The sequence below is a fragment of the Halomonas litopenaei genome, from assembly GCF_017303055.1.
GTDB lineage: Bacteria > Pseudomonadota > Gammaproteobacteria > Pseudomonadales > Halomonadaceae > Halomonas > Halomonas litopenaei_A.
Map to the genome: position 1 here is coordinate 479,751 of NZ_JAEKJT010000004.1, position 15,885 is coordinate 495,635.

Below are 15,885 nucleotides of genomic sequence, written 5' to 3' on the forward strand. Positions count from 1 at the left end.
TGGAGATCTCATGTACAAGCCCCTCGCCATCGCCGCCCTGCTCAGCGTGACTGCCCAAGCCTGGGCGCACGACGCCCCGGAACGGGTCGCCGCGCTGGACTACGCTACTCTCGATATTCTCGACAACCTCGACCAGGACGAGCACATCGCCGGTGTCGCACAGTCGACCCTGCCTGAACACCTGTCTGCCTTTGCCAGTGAGGAATATGCCGACGTCGGGACCCTCAAGGAGGCCGACATGGCAGCCCTTGGCGCCATTGAGCCGGACGAGATTCTGATCAGCGGCCGCCTGGAAGCACAGCGCGATGCCCTTGAGGAAATCGCTCCGGTCTACAGCTCGGCCAATGCCGGCGACACCACCTGGGACCAGCTGGAAACTCGCGTCGACCAACTGGCGGAACGTTTTCATATCCGTGATGAGGGCGACCAGGCGCTGGAGGATCTGCGCCACTTCCTGGATCAGCGCCTGGCCACTATCGACGGCTCCCCCAGCGTGCTGGTATTGACCCATAACGACGGCCACTTCTCAGCGCAGAACAATGCCATCGTGCACGACCTCATGGGACTTGCTGCTCCCAGCCTGCCAGACGATGTCACCCCGGTCACTCGCGGTGAGCGCACCTTTCTGCCCATGACACCGGCCCAGATACAGGCCACTGGCGCCGACCTGGTATGGATCGTGGATCGCAGCGCCGCCATTGGGGAAGCGGGCCTCGACCTCGCCACGCTGCAGCAGGACATCGGCGCTGACACGCCTCTGGCAGTGGGCTCACCGCGACTGTGGTACCTCGCCGGCCAAGGCCTGGCCAGCACTCGCCTGCAAGTCGAGGAAGTGATGACTGCCCTGGCGCGCTGATCCTCCGCGGCGGGTTCGTCACCCCCGGTGATCTTCGCCTTATCGGCTTCACGTCACTGACATATCGGCAACCCGCCCTATAACGACAATGCCCCCGCAGCATGGCTGCGGGGGCATTGCGTTACAGGCCCTGAGGCAGAGACGTCAAACGCCGTTGGCGCTGACTCTTACTGCCGTCCAGACGACTCAGTCTTGATCTTCCAAGCTCGGCGCCGTCTGCACATGGGGGGCCAGCTGCTTGATCAGCGCCTTGAACAGGCGAGGATTGGCGGCCATCAGTGCGCCTTCCACCGCTACCGAAGGCTTACCGTCAGGGGTTCCGATCAGCGCACCAGACTCCTTGAGCAACAGCGAGCCGATATCGAGATCCTGCTCTTCAACGCCAAGCACAAAGGCTGCGTCTGCGCGACCAGCCGCCAGCCGGGCCATGTCCAGAAGGCCACAGGCGCTGGACTGAAGCTGCTCAGCCTGCGGGCCAAGCTGCTGTACCAGAGTCAGGTAGGTCGGCAGGAAACGCGACCGCAGGTAGGTGTCCGGAAGACTCAGGGACAGACGTGCACCACCGGCTCCCTTGATCTTGGAGACACGCAGGCGCTTGCCGTTCAGCTGGGCGCCACGCCCACGGCTTGCCAGGTACTCATCATCGCTGAACGGACAGATCACCACCGCATGCTCCGCTCGGCCCTTGATCAGGCAGACCACGGACAGCGCAAACTCGGGAGAAGCGACGCTCAGGTTGGAATACCCGTGGAAAGGCTCGATGCGCCACAGTACATCAGCGCCTTCGCCCTCACCCGCGCGATGCGGAGTGTAGCGACCCACCACGCCGTGCTGCGGGTAGCCGCGGGTCAGCTGACGAGTGATCAGGGATTCGGCGTTGCGTGCCGTGTCCTCGAGCAAGCGATCGAGGTTGTGCTCTTCGTGGGCATTCTCGATACGTTCGCGAATGCGCAAAAACTGTTCGCCGGCGCTGCGGGCAGCGCGCAGGGCGTACTGGACCATCGGATGCATGATCAGGCCTTGGGAGTCGGTGGTGTTAAAGAACGGAGTCGACGAAGGGAACGGACTCGGCGCGAATCCTAGCAGAAGGCACGCATGAATGCCACGGACTTTGCCGTGTCTAGCATGCTAAACTGGTCGACCGGCTGGTCTCCAGCGGCACGTCGGCAGCGTCAACGTGCACCCTCGATGGCTTGCTCGACCAGTACACCGCACCCGCCCACTCTCGAACCCACTCGCCGCGTCGCAACAGGATCTTTCATGCTCGAGCGTATTCGCATCGTTCTCATCGGCACCAGCCATCCCGGCAATATTGGCGCTACCGCCCGCGCCATGCACAACATGGGGCTGGCCGATCTGGCCTTGGTAGCTCCTCGCTGCGAGGTCATCACCGCCGACAGTGTGTCTCGGGCATCCGGCGCTGACCGTCTGATCCAACAGGCCCAGGTGGTCGATACCATCGAACAGGCGGTGGCAGATTGCAGCCTGGTGGTTGGCGCCAGCGCTCGTTCACGCACCTTGCCCTGGCCGATGATCACGCCTCGGGAGCTTGGCGAGCGCCTGCCGACAGAGCTCGCCAGCGGCGACGCCCGCGTGGCACTGGTGTTCGGCCGTGAGGACAGCGGCCTATCCAATGCTGAGCTACAGCGTTGCCATGCCCACGTGCATATCCCGACCAATCCCGATTTCAGCTCGCTCAACCTTGCGGCGGCCGTTCAGGTACTGGCCTACGAGTGCCGGCTCAGCTGGCTGGCCCAGGACGCTACCCCCGCACAGCCCGACGAGGACCTTCAGCCCCTCGCCACCCACGACGAGCTGGAGCACTACTTCGCGCACCTCGAGCGCACCCTGATTGCCATCGGCTTCCACGATCCAGCCAAGCCAAGACAGCTGATGGCTCGACTGCGTCGCGTCACCCTGCGTTCGCGCCCAGAGCGTATGGAGCTCAATATCCTGCGGGGCATTCTTAGTGCCACCGAGAAAGCCGCAGGAGCGCCGGCGCTAGGCGGTAGAATGACGATGAGTGAGGCAGACAGAGCGACGACTGAAACGGCTGCACGTCATGCAGATATGGTAGCGGACGCCAGCACTGACCAGGACACCCAAGAGGCCGGACCAGAGGATCACCAGACGCCCTCCCGTTAACCCCGGGTACGCCTCTGCCACAGCCAGGCACCCAGCTGCGTTGCCTGGGCTTGAATGGCGTCACGTCTGTCCCCACTATGACCTTCTTAGCCGACCAAGGACCGCCGCATGTTTCAACGCCTACGCGAAGATATCAACAGCGTATTTGCCAGGGATCCGGCGGCGCGCAACTTTCTTGAGGTCCTGACCAACTACCCTGGACTTCATGCGCTGCTGCTCCACCGTATCTCCCACGCACTATGGAAGCGCAACCTGAAGTGGATCGCGCGTACGCTGTCGACGCTAGGACGCTGGTTCACAGGCATCGAGATTCATCCCGGTGCCACCATCGGTCGTCGCTTTTTCATCGACCATGGCATGGGCGTGGTGATCGGCGAAACCACGGTGGTGGGCGATGATGTCACGCTGTATCAGGGGGTCACCCTGGGTGGCACCAGCTGGAACAAGGGTAAGCGCCACCCGACGCTGGAGGATGGCGTCATCGTCGGGGCGGGGGCCAAGATTCTCGGACCCTTCACCGTCGGGGCCGGTGCCAAGGTGGGCTCCAACGCGGTCGTGACCAAGGCCGTCCCCGCAGGGGCCACGGTGGTCGGTATCCCCGGCAAGATCGTTCAGCGTGCCGACCCGGACAGCGACCCTGCACTGGAGGTCGACCCCGCTCGGCGCGAGGCGATGTGCCAGAAGTTTGGCTTTGATGCCTACGGCATGAGCCAGGACATGCCGGACCCCGTGGCCAAGTCGATGCAAGCCATGCTCGACCACATGCACGCGGTGGATGAGCGTATCGGCAACATGTGCCAGACGCTACGTCGCCTCGACCACAGCTATCGTGCTGGGCAGATGCCTGGCATCAAGGACGAGGACTTCGCCGGGATTCTGGAGGACGTCGACAAGGCCTGCGAGCCGGTGGTCGGCAGCCGCCACAATGCCACTCCCCCGCGCGATACCGCTGCAGACGATTCCGGCAGCCCAGACTCCGATGAACACTCTGCTGGCAGTCAGCTGTCGACGACCGCCCGCGATGACGCCAGCGCTCACCGTGAGAGCTCCCGCCACCGGCAGGAAGGTTGATGTACCGCAACAGCCAAACGTTCGAGCGTTGGCACACTGGCCCGGACACGCAAGCGCAGCACGCGCCAAATAGTTGACCGTGATGGTCGGTCTTTCTCATAATGACGGATTGCCAGTGGCGTCACCCTCAGTGGTGGCGCCATAACGTCAAGATTGCCGGCACCACTTGGCATCGAGGGTCCACCCCATGCGCCTGACCACCAAGGGACGCTACGCCGTCACCGCCATGCTCGACATGGCCGTCAATGCCGAACGAGGCCCCATTTGCCTCGCCGACATCGCCCAGCGTCAACAAATATCACTGTCCTACCTTGAGCAGCTCTTCGCGCGACTGCGGCGCGCCGGGCTGGTGGAGAGTGTGCGTGGCCCGGGGGGCGGTTACCTGCTGGCAGCGCCAGCTGAGGCGATTACGGTGGCCCGAGTGATCGACGCCGTCAAGGAGTCCGTGGACACCACTCGCTGTGGCGGCCTGTCGGATTGCCAGAAGGGCGATACGTGCCTGACCCATCACCTGTGGTTCGAACTGTCCGAGCAGATCCAGACGTTTCTCGACGGCGTGACGCTCGGGGAACTGGCCCAACGCCAGGAAGTGGCAGAAATCGCCGGTCGCCAACGCCGCCGCCAGCACAGCGACAGCATTGTGACGTCAGCCCCCTAAACTAGACTGTCGCCCTCGACGCTCGCCAACGATGACATTGCCCATGACTGCTCCCGTCTACCTTGATTACGCCGCCACCACCCCCGTCGACCCCCGTGTCGCCGAGGTCATGAGCCGGCACCTGACGCTCGAAGGCACCTACGCCAACCCCGCGTCGCGCAGCCACATGCCCGGCTGGCTGGCCGAGCAGGCCGTGGAGAACGCCCGCCGCCAGGTCGCTGACCTGATCAAGGCAGACCCTCGCGAGATCGTCTGGACCAGCGGCGCCACCGAGGCCGACAACCTGGCCATTACCGGCTACCTGCGGGCCAATCGCGACAAGGGCCGCCACCTGGTGACCTCGATCATCGAGCACAAGGCGGTCATCGACACCGCCAAGGCGGCGGAGCGTGAAGGCTTCGACGTGACCTGGCTGACGCCAACCCCCGATGGCCGCATCACCCCGGAACAACTGGCCGATGCCATGCGTCCCGATACCGTGCTGGTGTCACTGATGGCGGTCAACAACGAGCTGGGCAGCATCAATGACGTTGCGGCGCTCGCCGAGGTGGCCCACGCACACGGCGCCATGCTGCACGTCGATGCCGCCCAGGCCGTCGGGCGCATCGATCTGGACGTGACCGCCAGTGCCGTGGACATGATGTCTCTGTCTGCCCACAAGGCCTACGGCCCCAAGGGGATTGGCGCCCTCTTCGTGCGCCGCAGCCCAGATCTCAAGGTGGAAGCGCTGATTCACGGCGGCGGTCACGAAAGAGGCATGCGCTCAGGCACCCTGGCAACCCACCAGATTGCCGGCATGGGTGAAGCCTTCGCCCTGGCAGCAGCACAAGGTGACAGCGACCAAGCGCGTATCACCACGCTTCGTGATCGACTGTTGGCAGGAATCGACGACCTGGATGGGGTTCATCTGAACACCCAGCTGGAAACCGCAGTCCCCAATATTCTCAATCTCGGTTTCGACGGCGTCGATGGCGAGTCACTGTTGATGGCGCTGCGTGACATCGCCCTGTCCACGGGCTCCGCCTGTAATTCGGCCAGCGTCGAGCCCTCCTATGTGCTGAAAGGGATCGGCGTACCGAGACGTCTGGCGCTGTCTTCCCTGCGCCTGAGCATTGGACGCTTTACCAGTAACGACGACATAGACCGCGCTGGCCAGGCACTGCGCACTGCGCTGATTGCTCTGCGCCAGCGCGCCATGACCTGACCGCCGCCACGCGAGTTCGCGGCATGGTCATCAAGTCCACGCAGGCTGCTGCCTCTTCAGGCGGCGCCCGACCCAGGAGTAAACAGATGGCACACCTGACGATCACCCCTGCTGCAGCCAACCAGATCCGGCGCGTTCTGGAGGAGCGAGGCCAAGGCCTCGGACTGCGGGTAGCGGTCAAGCCAAGTGGCTGTTCCGGCTACAGCTACGTGCTGGACTTCGCCGACGAAGCCCAGGCCGAGGACGCCCTGTTCGAGGAGCATGACGCACGGGTCTACGTCGCCCCCGACGCTCTCGAGATGCTGGACGGCAGCGAAGTCGACTACGTCAACGAAGGCTTGAACCGGTTCTTCCGCTTCAACAATCCGAACGTCAAGGACCAGTGTGGCTGCGGCGAAAGCTTTACTGTCTAGCCGCCGGGCCGATCCCTCCAAGGGCTCGCGTACCCGCTGACGAACACTGTGTTCAAGACGCCATGAGAACGCTATAATCGGCGCTCTTCGGCGCAAGGCGCCACATCGCTTCGTTTTCCGCGTCGCGCCGCCCCGGTCTCCGGGGCGGCGCGACGCCATCTACCTGGCACCATGCCCATGTCCTGGGCTCAACCACTGGAGAGTTTCATGGCTACAGAGCGCACTCTGTCTATCATCAAGCCCGACGCCGTCGCCAAGAATGTCATCGGCGAGATCATCACGCGTTTTGAAAAGGCTGACCTGAAGGTCGTTGCCGCCAAGATGATCCACCTGTCCCAGGAACAGGCGGAAGGCTTCTACGCCGAGCACAAGGAACGCCCCTTCTTCGGCGACCTGGTGTCCTTCATGACCTCTGGCCCGGTCGTGGTTCAAGTACTGGAAGGTGACAACGCCATCCTGAAGAACCGTGAACTGATGGGTGCCACCAACCCGAAGGAAGCAGACGCTGGCACCATCCGTGCCGACTTCGCTTCTTCCATCGACGCCAACGCCGTCCACGGCTCTGACTCTGCCGAGTCTGCCGAGCGCGAAGTGACCTACTTCTTCAGCGCTGACGAGATCTGCCCGCGCTAAGGGCGTCGGGGGCTGTCACTATCGACGCCCCACCGGCGAGCGGATGCCCCGGGCATCCGCTCCCTCATATTCTGCCCACCGACTCGCTGATCCGATCATGACCACCACCGCCTCCCCCGAACGCACCAATCTCCTTGGCATGGCCCGAGAGGACATGGAAGCCTTCTTTCTCTCCATTGGTGAGAAGAAGTTTCGTGCCGCCCAGGTAATGAAGTGGATCCACCACGAAGGTGTCAGCAACTTTGCCGACATGACCAACCTGTCCAAGTCGCTGCGCGCTCGCCTTGAGGAAACCGCAGAAATACGCGGACCCAAGGTCGTCTACGAAGGCACCTCCAATGACGGAACGCGTAAGTGGGTGGTAGAGGTCGAAGACGGCAGCTATGTCGAGACCGTCTTGATTCCTGCTGACAACGGCAAGCGTCGCACCCTGTGCGTCTCTTCCCAGGTCGGCTGTTCACTGGACTGCAGCTTTTGCTCCACCGGCAAGCAAGGCTTCCAGCGCAATCTGACCAGCGCCGAGATCATCGGTCAGGTCTGGGTAGCCGCCAACAGCGACGGCGCCCGCAAGGACAGCAGCCAACGCCCTGTCACCAATGTGGTGATGATGGGCATGGGCGAACCGCTACTGAATTACGATAACGTCGTGCCGGCGATGAAGCTGATGCTCGACGATCAGGGCTATGGCCTGTCGAAGCGCAGGGTCACCCTGTCCACCTCTGGCGTGGTGCCCATGCTCGATCGTCTCGGCGATGAGCTCGACGTCAGCCTGGCCATCTCGCTGCACGCCGCCAACGATGAGCTGCGCAACGAGCTGGTACCGCTTAACCGCAAGTACAACATCCGCACCCTGCTGGATGCCTGTCACCGCTATCTGGCCAAGTGCGACGATACGCGTCAGGTGACCATCGAATACACGGTCATCAAGGATATCAACGATCAGCAGGAGCACGCTCGGGAACTGGCCGAGCTGTTGAAGGAGCTGCCCTGCAAGATCAACCTGATCCCGTTCAATCCGTTCCCGCACTCCGGGTACGAGAAGCCCTCGCGCAATCAGGTCGTTCGTTTCCAGCGCTGGTTATATGAACTGGGCCATACCGCTCCGATTCGCTCGACCCGCGGCGATGACATTGACGCTGCCTGTGGTCAGCTGGTGGGCCGGGTCAAGGACCGTACACGCCGTCACGAACGTTATATCCAGTCGATCCAGATCGACGCCGACTGATCCCGTCATCTTGACTTCGTTGAGGCACGGCGCTTTGATATTCGGGCCTTTTCCAGCCCTCCAGAGGGTGTCGACGACACCCCTCTGGCGGGGCCATGCAGCGGGAGAACGATAACGCCATGACGAGCCATGCAGACCGCCTGCCCCACTGCCTGCGCATTGTCGTCATGAGCCTGGCCATCGTGCTACCCGCCGCCTCCCTGTCAGGATGTGCCGTACCAGTCACTGATACCGAACACACTCCCGCCACCGCCTATCGCGACCTGGGAGAGGCCTACCTGCGCCAGGACAACCTGCCTCGGGCCCTGGCGGCGCTGGACAAGGCCTATCAGCTCGACGCCGCGGATCCGGTGACCCTGCAGGCCCTTGCCCTGGCACATCAGCGCCAGGGGGAGACCCACCTCGCCGCACAGTTTTTCCAAGATGCCCTTGAAAAGGACCCCAACTTTACCCGGGCACGCAACAATTACGCTGCCTTCCTGTATGATCGGGGGCAAACACGTGAGGCTTGCGATCAACTCGACCAAGCCAGTCACGACATACACTACGCTCACCGGGCCCAGCTGTTTGCCAACCTGGGACGCTGCCGGTGGGATCTCGGCCAGATCGAGGAGGCAAGAGCAGCACTACAGCGGTCACAGCAGATCGATGACCAGCTGGCTGCCAGCCACCTGATTCTGGCCGACCTGGAATACGCACAGGGCAACCTTATGCGCGCCCGTTCACAGCTGGATCGCTTCGTCAGTCTGGCGGGATGGAACTCCGCCGCCCGACGGCTTGCCGCGGACCTGGGGAACGCCGAGGGCTATCGTTCTCCGGCAGTCCAGGGCGAAGCCCTCCAGCCTTCACGCGCGCTTTGACCACTGTTTTCACGATGAAGGATGCTCAGCCATGAGCGACAGTCAGTACACCGACTCAGAGGTTTTCTCGTCTCAACCGTCTGCCGGAGATGACTCACCCGGCGCCCTGCTGTTGCGTGAGCGGGAGCGCCAGGGCCTGACCCGAGAGGAAGTCGGGGCAGCCCTGAACCTCCGACCCGCCGTCATCGAAGGGTTGGAGAACGACAATTACGACGAAGTCCCGGTCGTTACCTATCGACGCGGCTATCTGCGCAGCTATGCCCAGCTGCTGGGCGTCGACGTAGGCCGTGTGATGACGCTGTACAGCACGCGCATGGGCAACGAAGAAGTCGAACGCAAGGTGACCCCGGTCTACATCAACAAGCCCCCTTCGCGCCTTGGGGCCTGGCTGTTCCGCCTGATGACGCTGATCGTCATCGCTGGCTTGATCGGTCTGACCCTGATGTGGTGGCAGAGCCGTGGCGGCAGCCAACCGCCGGAAGTCAGCGACAATGGCCCGGTATCGGTGGATACCATCGACGGCAACGCTGCGGTCAGCGAAGACAGTGCCAGTAGTGACGAAAACCTGCCGCCGCTGCCTTCGGAAGACAGCGAGATGGGGCTGGTCGACGAGCAGGCGGAAGAAGCCAGCGCCGAAGTGGCCGAGAGCAGTGCCGACGCCACTCCGAGCACCGTGGCCGCCACCGAGGCAGCTGCCGCCAACGACGCAGCAAGCTCCGACAGTGACGACGCCGCACAGGACCTGGCCAGCGCGGATGACGCCTCCGAGCAAGACGCCGAGACTGACAGTGCCAGCGCTGCCGACGAGCAGAGCGCCAGCGAGGCAACGACCAGTCGGCGTATCCTCAAGCTGACCTTCAACGAGCAGTCCTGGACGGAAATCTTCGACAGCACCAACACCCGTGTCTTCGTCGGCCTGCAGTCACCGGGCACCGAAGCCACCGTGGAGGGCGAGCCGCCCTTCCGCATGACTGTCGGCAACGCCACCGGTGTCGAGCTCACGTGGGGCGGCGAACCCGTCGACCTGCAGCAACGCGCCGGCAGAAACAATGTCGCCCGCTTTACCCTGGGAGAGTGATTGATCGCCATGCATTCGCACTCACCGATCATCAGACGCAAGTCACGCCAGATTCATGTCGGCTCCGTGCCGGTTGGGGGCGATGCCCCCATCTCGGTCCAGAGCATGACCAACACCGATACGCTGGACGTCGAGGCCACCCTCGCGCAGATTCGCGCGCTGGAGCAGGCCGGTGCCGATATCGTGCGCGTATCCGTGCCGACCATGGAGGCCGCAGAGGCCTTCGGTCGCATCAAGAAAGGCACCCAGGTACCCCTGGTCGCAGACATCCACTTCGACTATCGCATCGCGCTGAGGGTGGCTGAGCTTGGGGTCGATTGCCTGCGTATCAACCCAGGCAATATCGGCCGCGAGGATCGCGTCCAGGCGGTGGTATCGGCAGCTCGTGACAACGGCATCCCGATTCGCATCGGCGTCAACGCCGGCTCGCTGGAAAAGGATCTGCAGAAGAAGTACGGGGAACCGACACCGGCCGCTCTGGTCGAATCGGCGATGCGTCACATTGATCACCTGGACCGTCTCGACTTCCCTGACTTCAAGGTCAGCGTGAAGGCTTCAGACGTGTTCATGGCGGTGGCGGCCTATCGCGATCTGGCCGCTCGCATCGAGCAGCCGCTGCACCTGGGCATCACCGAAGCGGGCGGTTTGAGGTCTGGCACCGTCAAGTCGTCGATCGGCCTTGGCATGCTCCTGATGGACGGCATCGGCGATACGATCAGGGTCTCCCTGGCCGCCGACCCGGTCGAGGAAATCAAGGTCGGCTTCGACATGCTGAAGAGCCTGCGCCTGCGCGCCAAGGGCATCAACTTCATCGCCTGTCCCAGCTGCTCGCGGCAGAACTTCGACGTCATCAGTACCATGAACGCCCTCGAGGAACGCCTTGAAGACGTCATGACACCGCTGGATGTTGCGGTCATCGGGTGTGTGGTCAATGGCCCCGGCGAAGCCAAGGAAGTCGACCTGGGCCTGACTGGCGGCTCCCCCGCCAACCTGGTCTACATCGATGGCAAGCCTGCCAGCAAGCTGCGCAACGACCACCTGGTCGACGATCTCGAGGCGCTGATTCGCCAGAAGGTCGCCGAGAAGGAAGCTACCGAACAGAACGTCATCGCTCGCCAGCTGTGACTCCGTCCCGGCGAACAGGCGCCGGCTAAACGTCACAGTCAGCCTACGAGAAGCAAGAGCGGCGAGACCAAGGAGCAAGTTTTGAGCAAGAAGATCCAGGCCATCCGTGGCATGAACGACCTGCTGCCGGATGCATCGCCCGTGTGGCAGTACTTCGAGGCCCAGGTACAGGCGCTGATGAAGCGCTACGGCTACAACGAGATTCGTACCCCGATCGTCGAGCAGACCGCGCTGTTTGCCCGCTCCATCGGCGAGGTCACCGACATCGTCGAGAAGGAGATGTACACCTTCGACGATCGCAATGGGGACAGCCTGACCTTGCGTCCAGAGGGCACCGCCAGTGCCGTTCGCGCGGCCATGGAGCACGGTCTGCTCTACAACCAGACGCAGCGCCTCTGGTACACCGGCCCGATGTTTCGCCACGAGCGCCCTCAGAAGGGCCGCTATCGCCAGTTCCATCAGGTCGGCGTCGAGACCTATGGGCTGGAAGGTCCTGATATCGACGCAGAAGTCATCCTGCTGTCGGCGCGGCTGTGGAAGCAGCTCGGACTGTTCGAGCACGTCACCCTGGAGCTCAACTCGCTTGGTTCCAATGAAGCCCGCGCCGCCTATCGTGACACGCTTGTGGCCTACTTCGAGGCTCACCGAGAGGTGCTGGACGAGGACTCTGTCCGCCGCCTGACCAGCAACCCGCTGCGGATTCTCGATTCGAAGAATCCGGCCATGGCCGCGATGCTCAGCGGTGCGCCGCAGCTGATGGATCATCTCGACCAGGAATCTCGCGATCACTTCAACGCGCTCACCGCGCGTCTTGATGCCGCAGGTATCGACTACGTGATCAACCCGCGCCTGGTGCGTGGGCTCGACTACTACTGTCGCACCGTGTTCGAGTGGACGACCGATGCACTGGGCAGCCAGGGCACCGTGTGCGCTGGAGGCCGCTATGATGGCCTGGTCGAGCAGCTTGGTGGCAAGCCGACCCCGGCGGTCGGCTTCGCCATGGGAATCGAGCGCCTGATCCTGTTGCTGGAGACGCTGAATATTGTCCCTGAAGAGGCCCGCGCGCCGCTGGACGTCTACGTCCTCGGCATGGACAGCGCCACCGATGGCGATGCCATGGCGCTCGCTGAAACACTGCGCGACCAGCTGCCGGAGCTTGGCGTGCAGCTGCATTGTGGCGGCGGCAGCTTCAAGAGCCGGATCAAGAAAGCGGATCGCAGCGGCGCCAGATTGGCCCTGCTGATCGGCGAAAACGAACGTGACACGGGCCAGGTGGCCATCAAGTTCCTGCGCGACGACCGCGAGCAGCAGCTGGTCGAGCAGGCCTCGCTCGAGACGACGCTAGAGCGCCTGCTGTCCGATTGATAGCCCCATTTCAGAAGGAGACCGCCCGTGGCGGAGCTGAGAACGGAAGAAGAGCAGCTTGAGGCGATCAAGCGCTGGTGGAAAGAAAACGGCACCTCGCTGATCGCGGGCGCCGTGCTGGCTGCCGCCGGCGTGTTCGGCTGGAATGCCTGGCAGGACTATCAGGAAGGCCAGTCCGTGGCCGCTTCCAGCAGCTATCAGCAGCTGCTGGACCTGGCCAGCCGTGATGAGCTGAGCGACAACGCTCTGACCCAGGCCGAGTCGCTGGTCGCATCGCTGCGGGAAGACCACGGTGACACGCTCTACAGCGAGCTTGCACTGCTGATGGAGGCGCGCCTGGAGGTCGACGGCGGCGATCTGGAAGCGGCCAGGGAAGCGCTCGAGTCGCTGATCGAAAGCAGTGACGACGGTTATCTGGTCGGTATCGCGCGTCTGCGCCTGGCTCGCCTGCAGAGTGCCGAGGGCCAGCACGACACGGCGCTGGCTACGCTGGATGGCGATATTCCTGCTGCGCTTGCAGCACAGCGCGACAACATCCGCGGCGACATCTACCACGCGACAGGTCAACGCGACCAGGCCGCCAAGGCCTGGCAAAGCGCCCAGACCCTGGCCGACGAGAACGGCCAACCGCTCTACGGCATTTCGCTCAAGCTCGATGACCTTGGCGACCAGGAGGCCACACTATGAAGCAGCGCACCAACAAGACCCGGATCGCCATCGCCACCGCCGTGACCATGGCCGCTTTGCTGGCGGGTTGCGCGAGCAAATCCGAGCCACAATATCCGCCGAAGGAACTCAAGGACTTCGCTGAATCGACCCAGGTGGACACGCGCTGGAGCGAAGGCGTTGGCGCCGGCCTGGGCGAGGCGACCTATCCCATCGAGCCCGCGCTGTCCGGGTCGACGCTGTTCGCCGCCGATGAGGAAGGCCTGGTCGAGGCGTTCAACACCGCCAATGGCGACACCCGCTGGGAAGTGGAGCTGGAATCTCCGATTTCCAGCGGCATCACCGCTGTAGACGGCGACGTCTTCCTGGCTACCCGCAATGGTGAAGTGGTGGCACTCGACCAGGACAATGGACGCGTCAAGTGGCGCACCAAGGTCCCCAGCGAAGTGCTGGCAGCACCGCAACCGACGTCGCAACTGCTGATCGTCCAGGCGGTGGATGGCACGGTGACGGCTCTGGACCGCCTGTCAGGTGACCGTCAGTGGGTCTTCACCGCCAATATGCCGTCCTTGACCCTGCGCAGTACCGGCACTCCGACCGCCATTGACCAGGTCACCTTTGCTGGCTTCGCCAATGGCCGCCTGTCGATCATCGACAATCGCTCCGGCCAGCAGATCTCAGAACGGACCATCGCCGTCGCGACCGGCATGAACGACATCGACCGCCTGGTAGACCTGGCCGGTCAACCGGTGCTGACGCCGGACGGTCGACTGTATGTCACCAGCTTCAACGGCCGCGTGGTAGCGCTCAACGCCCAGAGCGGTGAGACCCTGTGGTCAACGCCACTGTCCAGTTACCACACCCCGGTGCTGGTGGGCGACACCCTGTACGTCGTCGATGAAGCCAGCCGCCTGGTGGCCTTCGACGCCAACAACGGCAATGAGCTGTGGCGCCAGGAAGACCTCTACGGTCGCTCTGTCACTGCCCCGGCCTTCGCCGATGGCCGCATCGTGCTCGGTGATGCCGAGGGCTATGTGCACTTTATCGACGCCAGCAGTGGCCGCATGGTTGGCCGCACCCACATCGACGGCTCCGGCGTCAGCGTGCGCCCGCTCACCGATGGCAAGCGCGTCTACGCCCTGGCCAATGACGGAAGCCTGGAGGCTCTGGACATCCGCCCATGACCCCCGTTATCGCTCTAGTCGGCCGCCCCAACGTGGGCAAGTCGACCCTGTTCAATCGCCTCACCCGCTCGCGTGATGCGCTGGTCGCCGACTTCCCTGGACTGACCCGGGATCGCAAGTACGGCAACGGCATGCTCGGCAACAAGGCCTACACCGTCATCGACACCGGTGGTATCAGCGGTGACGAGGAAGGTATCGATGCCGCGATGGCCGAGCAGTCGCTGCAAGCCATCGACGAAGCCGACATCGTACTGTTCCTGGTGGACGCACGGGCCGGCCTCAACGTCGCTGACGAGGCCATTGCCAACCACCTGCGGGTCAACCAGAAGAAGACCTGGCTGGTGGTCAACAAGACCGACGGCCTGGAAGAGCATTCGGCCATGGCCGACTTCTGGCAGCTCGGTCTGGGCGATCCACGCCCGATCGCGGCTGCCCATGGTCGCAATGTCACGGCCCTGATCGACGAGGTGCTGTCGCCGTTCCCTGAGCGCGACATGGACATTCCCGCCGACACCGGCAGCAAGGGCATTCGTATCGGCGTCATCGGTCGTCCCAACGTCGGCAAGTCGACGCTGGTCAATCGCCTGCTCGGCGAGGATCGTGTCGTCGTCTTCGATGAAGCGGGCACCACCCGAGACGCGATCGAGATCCCCTTCGAGCGCCGGGGCAAGCCCTACGTGCTGGTCGACACAGCCGGTGTACGCCGGCGCAAGAACGTGACCGAAATCGCCGAGAAGTTCTCGATCATCAAGACCCTCGACGCGATAAAGGAATGTCACGTCGCGATCATGGTGCTGGATGCCCGTAGCGGCCTGGTGGAGCAGGACCTGCACCTTCTCGACTATGTGCTGACCTCGGGTCGCGCCCTGGTGCTGGCGGTCAACAAGTGGGATGGCCTGGAAAGTGAAGCCAAGGACAAGATGCGCGCCGAAATCAAGCGTCGCCTGGGCTTTGCCGATTATGCAGAGCTGCATTTCATTTCGGCGTTGCATGGCACCGCGGTGGGTGACCTCTATCCTTCGTTGGAGCGCGCCTTCGCTTCGGCCAATAGCCACTGGTCAACCAACCGCTTGACGACCCTGCTGCAGGACGCGGTGGAGCAGCACCAACCGCCGATGATCCACGGCCGCCGCATCAAGCTGCGGATGGCCCACCAGGGTGGCAGCAATCCGCCCATCATCGTGGTGCACGGCAACCAGACCGACAAGTTGCCCGACGCCTACAAGCGCTACCTGACCAACACCTTCCGCAAGGTGCTCAAGGTCCGGGGCACCCCCATGCGTTTCGAGTTCCGCTCGGGCAAGAACCCGTACGACCGCATGGCCGACGCCTCGGATAAGGTCAAGGCCAAGCAGCGCGAGCTGGGACGTACCAAGGAAGCGCGCAAGAACCGCAGGTAATC

At 63.3% G+C, this 15,885-nt stretch carries 15 protein-coding genes and 1 pseudogene; 15 read left to right on the plus strand and 1 reads right to left on the minus strand.

All coding sequences use genetic code 11. The features are described from left to right. Nucleotides 1-10 precede the first annotated feature (10 nt). On the plus strand, nucleotides 11-856 hold the full coding sequence (locus JF545_RS09510) for an ABC transporter substrate-binding protein (RefSeq protein WP_206941559.1): 846 nt from the start codon (nucleotides 11-13) through the stop codon (nucleotides 854-856). A gap of 186 nt (nucleotides 857-1,042) precedes the next feature. On the opposite strand, the gene JF545_RS09515 is transcribed toward JF545_RS09510, so the two are convergent. Next, nucleotides 1,043-1,867, minus strand: a complete 825-nt coding sequence (locus JF545_RS09515; RefSeq protein ID WP_206941561.1) for an inositol monophosphatase family protein — start codon at nucleotides 1,865-1,867, stop codon at nucleotides 1,043-1,045. 249 nt (nucleotides 1,868-2,116) lie between these two features. Between JF545_RS09515 and trmJ the strand changes: the two are divergent. The 14 genes and pseudogenes from trmJ to der form a co-directional block, all read left to right on the plus strand. Continuing rightward, nucleotides 2,117-2,845: pseudogene (trmJ, locus tag JF545_RS09520) on the plus strand (tRNA (cytosine(32)/uridine(32)-2'-O)-methyltransferase TrmJ); the annotation flags it as partial. 264 nt (nucleotides 2,846-3,109) lie between these two features. Continuing rightward, entirely contained in the window at nucleotides 3,110-4,072 is a 963-nt protein-coding gene (gene cysE / locus JF545_RS09525; RefSeq protein ID WP_206941564.1) for a serine O-acetyltransferase, read from the plus strand. A gap of 187 nt (nucleotides 4,073-4,259) precedes the next feature. Further along, entirely contained in the window at nucleotides 4,260-4,730 is a 471-nt protein-coding gene (locus tag JF545_RS09530) for a Fe-S cluster assembly transcription factor (protein WP_206941566.1), read from the plus strand. Between the two features lie 43 nt (nucleotides 4,731-4,773). After that, nucleotides 4,774-5,934: an aminotransferase class V-fold PLP-dependent enzyme gene (locus JF545_RS09535; RefSeq protein WP_206941569.1), complete on the plus strand. Its 1,161-nt coding sequence runs from the start codon at nucleotides 4,774-4,776 to the stop codon at nucleotides 5,932-5,934. Between the two features lie 86 nt (nucleotides 5,935-6,020). Then, nucleotides 6,021-6,347, plus strand: a complete 327-nt coding sequence (locus JF545_RS09540) for a HesB/IscA family protein (protein ID WP_206941571.1) — start codon at nucleotides 6,021-6,023, stop codon at nucleotides 6,345-6,347. A 207-nt stretch (nucleotides 6,348-6,554) separates the two neighbouring features. Beyond that, on the plus strand, nucleotides 6,555-6,980 hold the full coding sequence (gene ndk / locus JF545_RS09545; RefSeq protein ID WP_206941573.1) for a nucleoside-diphosphate kinase: 426 nt from the start codon (nucleotides 6,555-6,557) through the stop codon (nucleotides 6,978-6,980). Between the two features lie 97 nt (nucleotides 6,981-7,077). Continuing rightward, complete coding sequence (rlmN, locus tag JF545_RS09550) at nucleotides 7,078-8,205, plus strand: 23S rRNA (adenine(2503)-C(2))-methyltransferase RlmN (protein WP_206941575.1); 1,128 nt, start codon at nucleotides 7,078-7,080, stop codon at nucleotides 8,203-8,205. A 119-nt stretch (nucleotides 8,206-8,324) separates the two neighbouring features. Beyond that, complete coding sequence (locus JF545_RS09555) at nucleotides 8,325-9,065, plus strand: tetratricopeptide repeat protein (protein ID WP_242520760.1); 741 nt, start codon at nucleotides 8,325-8,327, stop codon at nucleotides 9,063-9,065. Nucleotides 9,066-9,096: 31 nt separating this feature from the next. After that, nucleotides 9,097-10,143: a RodZ domain-containing protein gene (locus tag JF545_RS09560; protein WP_206941577.1), complete on the plus strand. Its 1,047-nt coding sequence runs from the start codon at nucleotides 9,097-9,099 to the stop codon at nucleotides 10,141-10,143. 9 nt (nucleotides 10,144-10,152) lie between these two features. After that, on the plus strand, nucleotides 10,153-11,268 hold the full coding sequence (gene ispG, locus JF545_RS09565; protein ID WP_206941579.1) for a flavodoxin-dependent (E)-4-hydroxy-3-methylbut-2-enyl-diphosphate synthase: 1,116 nt from the start codon (nucleotides 10,153-10,155) through the stop codon (nucleotides 11,266-11,268). Between the two features lie 81 nt (nucleotides 11,269-11,349). Next, nucleotides 11,350-12,633: a histidine--tRNA ligase gene (hisS, locus tag JF545_RS09570; protein WP_206941581.1), complete on the plus strand. Its 1,284-nt coding sequence runs from the start codon at nucleotides 11,350-11,352 to the stop codon at nucleotides 12,631-12,633. 27 nt (nucleotides 12,634-12,660) lie between these two features. Continuing rightward, nucleotides 12,661-13,320, plus strand: a complete 660-nt coding sequence (locus JF545_RS09575; RefSeq protein WP_206941583.1) for a YfgM family protein — start codon at nucleotides 12,661-12,663, stop codon at nucleotides 13,318-13,320. Continuing rightward, the gene (bamB, locus tag JF545_RS09580; RefSeq protein ID WP_206941585.1) at nucleotides 13,317-14,483 is read left to right on the plus strand and encodes an outer membrane protein assembly factor BamB; all 1,167 of its coding nucleotides are present in this window, start codon (nucleotides 13,317-13,319) and stop codon (nucleotides 14,481-14,483) included. The genes JF545_RS09575 and bamB overlap by 4 nt, the downstream gene beginning before the upstream one ends. Next, nucleotides 14,480-15,883, plus strand: a complete 1,404-nt coding sequence (gene der / locus JF545_RS09585) for a ribosome biogenesis GTPase Der (protein WP_206941587.1) — start codon at nucleotides 14,480-14,482, stop codon at nucleotides 15,881-15,883. The genes bamB and der overlap by 4 nt, the downstream gene beginning before the upstream one ends. Nucleotides 15,884-15,885: the final 2 nt, after the last annotated feature.

Excerpts from the sequence above, each read along its gene's own strand:
- JF545_RS09510 (WP_206941559.1), top strand. The coding sequence starts at position 11 with ATGTACAAGCCCCTCGCCATCGCCGCCCTGCTCAGCGTGACTGCCCAA.
- JF545_RS09515 (WP_206941561.1), bottom strand. The coding sequence starts at position 1,867 with ATGCATCCGATGGTCCAGTACGCCCTGCGCGCTGCCCGCAGCGCCGGC.
- cysE (WP_206941564.1), top strand. The coding sequence starts at position 3,110 with ATGTTTCAACGCCTACGCGAAGATATCAACAGCGTATTTGCCAGGGAT.
- JF545_RS09530 (WP_206941566.1), top strand. The coding sequence starts at position 4,260 with ATGCGCCTGACCACCAAGGGACGCTACGCCGTCACCGCCATGCTCGAC.
- JF545_RS09535 (WP_206941569.1), top strand. The coding sequence starts at position 4,774 with ATGACTGCTCCCGTCTACCTTGATTACGCCGCCACCACCCCCGTCGAC.
- JF545_RS09540 (WP_206941571.1), top strand. The coding sequence starts at position 6,021 with ATGGCACACCTGACGATCACCCCTGCTGCAGCCAACCAGATCCGGCGC.
- ndk (WP_206941573.1), top strand. The coding sequence starts at position 6,555 with ATGGCTACAGAGCGCACTCTGTCTATCATCAAGCCCGACGCCGTCGCC.
- rlmN (WP_206941575.1), top strand. The coding sequence starts at position 7,078 with ATGACCACCACCGCCTCCCCCGAACGCACCAATCTCCTTGGCATGGCC.
- JF545_RS09555 (WP_242520760.1), top strand. The coding sequence starts at position 8,325 with ATGACGAGCCATGCAGACCGCCTGCCCCACTGCCTGCGCATTGTCGTC.
- JF545_RS09560 (WP_206941577.1), top strand. The coding sequence starts at position 9,097 with ATGAGCGACAGTCAGTACACCGACTCAGAGGTTTTCTCGTCTCAACCG.
- ispG (WP_206941579.1), top strand. The coding sequence starts at position 10,153 with ATGCATTCGCACTCACCGATCATCAGACGCAAGTCACGCCAGATTCAT.
- bamB (WP_206941585.1), top strand. The coding sequence starts at position 13,317 with ATGAAGCAGCGCACCAACAAGACCCGGATCGCCATCGCCACCGCCGTG.
- der (WP_206941587.1), top strand. The coding sequence starts at position 14,480 with ATGACCCCCGTTATCGCTCTAGTCGGCCGCCCCAACGTGGGCAAGTCG.